A 3,282-nucleotide genomic window follows, 5' to 3' on the forward strand; every position below is an offset into this window, starting at 1 on the left:
AGATATCAAGAAGGTTTATGCTTCTTGTACTACAGGCAAGTTTGTTTTTATTATATAGTCCTATAGCTCAGTTGGTTAGAGCGCTACACTGATAATGTAGAGGTCGGCAGTTCAACTCTGCCTGGGACTACATCGACGAAAGTCAATGTTTTCAGACAGTGATACTGAATGAAAATATAATGAAAAAAGTTGCTTTTTTATTTGCGAGTTCAAAATAAAACACTTACCTTTGCACCCGCTTTTGAAAAGACAACAGTACGGGGGATTAGCTCAGCTGGCTAGAGCACCTGCTTTGCACGCAGGGGGTCAACGGTTCGAATCCGTTATTCTCCACACAAAAGATCTTTGACATGATGTAACAAGCTGAAAAAGTAAAAAATTGGTCAAAACTAAAAGAGCTAAAAGTATATATCATCCGCTCTGTATAAAATACAGAGCGTGTACGTGATAATGAAAGTAAATAAGGGCGCATGGCGGATGCCTTGGCTCTCGGAGGCGATGAAGGACGTGATAAGCTGCGAAAAGTCACGGGGAGGTGCAAATAACCTTTGATCCGTGAATCTCCGAATGGGACAACCCGATATCCTGAAGGGATATCACCTTACGTAGTAAGGGGCTAACGCAGGGAACTGAAACATCTTAGTACCTGCAGGAAAAGAAAATAACAATGATTCCCCCAGTAGTGGCGAGCGAACGGGGAAGAGCCCAAACCTCTTATGTTACGGCATAAGCGGGGTTGTAGGACCACAGCGTTGCAAGAAATTTCGTGAGAAGAACGATCTGGAAAGTTCGACCACAGACGGTGACAGTCCGGTATTCGAAGCGAAACGAAGCATAGTGGTATCCTGAGTAGCGCGGAACACGAGGAATTCTGCGTGAATCAGCCGGGACCATCCGGTAAGGCTAAATACTCCCGAGAGACCGATAGTGAACCAGTACTGTGAAGGAAAGGTGAAAAGCACTTCGAACAGAAGAGTGAAATAGTACCTGAAACCGTGCGCCTACAAGCGGTTGGAGCTCTGCAAAGAGTGACAGCGTGCCTTTTGCATAATGAACCTACGAGTTACTGTCGTTGGCAAGGTTAAGGGTCACAAGACCTGCAGCCGAAGCGAAAGCGAGTCTGAACAGGGCGTCAAGTCAGCGGTAGTAGACGCGAAACCAAGTGATCTACCCTTGGCCAGGATGAAGTCTGGGTAACACCAGATGGAGGTCCGCACCAATAAGCGTTGAAAAGCTTCTGGATGAGCTGAGGGTAGGGGTGAAAGGCTAATCAAACTTGGAGATAGCTCGTACTCCCCGAAATGCATTTAGGTGCAGCCTCGAGGATTACTGATGTGAGGTAGAGCGACTGATTGGATGCGAGGGCTTCACCGCCTATCAAGTCCTGACAAACTCCGAATGCGCATCAGTTGTACCCCGGGAGTGAGGGCATGGGTGCTAAGGTCCGTGCCCGAGAGGAGAACAATCCGGACCACCGGCTAAGGCCCCGAAATGACAGCTAAGTTAAACTAACGAAGTCAGATTGCTAAGACAGCTAGGATGTTGGCTTGGAAGCAGCCATTCATTTAAAGAGTGCGTAACAGCTCACTAGTCGAGGAATTTGGCGTGGATAATAATCGGGTATGAAGTTGTCTGCCGAAGCTATGGAATTGAACAATCGCCGCAAGGCAATTGTTTTCAATTGGTAGGGGAGCATTCCATTCGGCGTCGAAGGCGTGGCGCGAGCCACTCTGGAGCGTATGGAAAAGCAAATGTAGGTATAAGTAACGATAAAGGGGGTGGGAAACCCCCTCGCCGAAAGACTAAGGTTTCCTGATCAACGCTAATCGGATCAGGGTAAGTCGGGACCTAAGGTTCAGCCGAACGGCGAGACCGATGGCAGAAACGGTAAAGATTCCGTTACTACCTCCAATGGTGACGTGGAGACGCAGCAGTGACACCACCGCCGGCTGACGGAATAGCCGGTTAAAGAGTGTAGACGTCGATTCCCGCAGGCAAATCCACGGGAAGAGTCGAACTTGACAGTACACCAACTCCCTCGGGAAGCGGTGATAGTGTGGGTAATCAGACTGCCGAGAAAATCCGCTAAACTTAACGTTGGAGGTACCCGTACCGCAAACGGACACACGTAGTCGGGTTGAATATACTAAGGCGCTTGGGTGAATCACGGTTAAGGAACTAGGCAAATTGACCCTGTAACTTCGGAATAAAGGGTCCCTCCTCGCAAGAGAGGGCGCAGAGAATAGGTCCAGGCAACTGTTTAACAAAAACACAGGGCTGTGNGCGTGCCTTTTGCATAATGAACCTACGAGTTACCGTGTCCGGCAAGGTTAAGGGTCATGAGACCTGGATCCGAAGCGAAAGCGAGTCTGAACAGGGCGAGTTTCCCCTCAGGGGAAAGCGCAATTTATTGCGCTCAAGTCGGCTGCGGTAGACGCGAAACCAAGTGATCTACCCTTGGCCAGGATGAAGTCTGGGTAACACCAGATGGAGGTCCGCACCAATAAGCGTTGAAAAGCTTCTGGATGAGCTGAGGGTAGGGGTGAAAGGCTAATCAAACTTGGAGATAGCTCGTACTCCCCGAAATGCATTTAGGTGCAGCCTCGAGGATTACTGATGTGAGGTAGAGCGACTGATTGGATGCGAGGGCTTCACCGCCTATCAAGTCCTGACAAACTCCGAATGCGCATCAGTTCGACCCCGGGAGTGAGGGCATGGGTGCTAAGGTCCGTGCCCGAGAGGAGAACAATCCGGACCATCAGCTAAGGCCCCGAAATGACAGCTAAGTTAAACTAACGAAGTCAGATTGCTAAGACAGCTAGGATGTTGGCTTGGAAGCAGCCATTCATTTAAAGAGTGCGTAACAGCTCACTAGTCGAGGAATTTGGCGTGGATAATAATCGGGTATGAAGTTGTCTGCCGAAGCTATGGAATCATTAATGATTGGTAGGGGAGCATTCCATTCGGCGTCGAAGGCGTGGCGCGAGCCACTCTGGAGCGTATGGAAAAGCAAATGTAGGTATAAGTAACGATAAAGGGGGTGGGAAACCCCCTCGCCGAAAGACTAAGGTTTCCTGATCAACGCTAATCGGATCAGGGTAAGTCGGGACCTAAGGTTCAGCCGAACGGCGAGACCGATGGCAGAAACGGTAAAGATTCCGTTACTACCTCCAACGGTGACGTGGAGACGCAGCAGTGACACCACCGCCGGCTGACGGAATAGCCGGTTAAAGAGTGTAGACGTCGATTCCCGCAGGCAAATCCACGGGAAGAGTCGAACTT

General features: G+C 49.6%; 1 protein-coding gene, 2 tRNA genes and 1 rRNA gene. All 4 read left to right on the top strand.

Features of this window, described 5'->3' with window-relative positions; all coding sequences use genetic code 11:
* Positions 1 to 56 precede the first annotated feature (56 nt).
* The 4 genes from OCV82_RS15060 (at position 57) to OCV82_RS15075 (ending at position 3,029) form a co-directional block, all read left to right on the top strand.
* Positions 57 to 130: transfer RNA gene (locus OCV82_RS15060), tRNA-Ile, on the top strand.
* A gap of 129 nt (positions 131 to 259) precedes the next feature.
* Positions 260 to 333: transfer RNA gene (locus tag OCV82_RS15065), tRNA-Ala, on the top strand.
* A 117-nt stretch (positions 334 to 450) separates the two neighbouring features.
* Positions 451 to 2,527: ribosomal RNA gene (locus OCV82_RS15070) — 23S ribosomal RNA — on the top strand.
* 379 nt (positions 2,528 to 2,906) lie between these two features.
* Positions 2,907 to 3,029, top strand: a complete 123-nt coding sequence (locus OCV82_RS15075) for a hypothetical protein (protein WP_262543867.1) — start codon at positions 2,907 to 2,909, stop codon at positions 3,027 to 3,029.
* The last annotated feature ends 253 nt before the right edge of the window (positions 3,030 to 3,282 follow it).

The organism is Bacteroides cellulolyticus (genome assembly GCF_025567135.1).
GTDB lineage: Bacteria > Bacteroidota > Bacteroidia > Bacteroidales > Bacteroidaceae > Phocaeicola > Phocaeicola cellulolyticus.

What these genes read in the sequence shown, in the direction of transcription:
- OCV82_RS15075 (WP_262543867.1), top strand. Translation starts at nt 2,907, where the DNA reads ATGAAGTTGTCTGCCGAAGCTATGGAATCATTAATGATTGGTAGGGGA.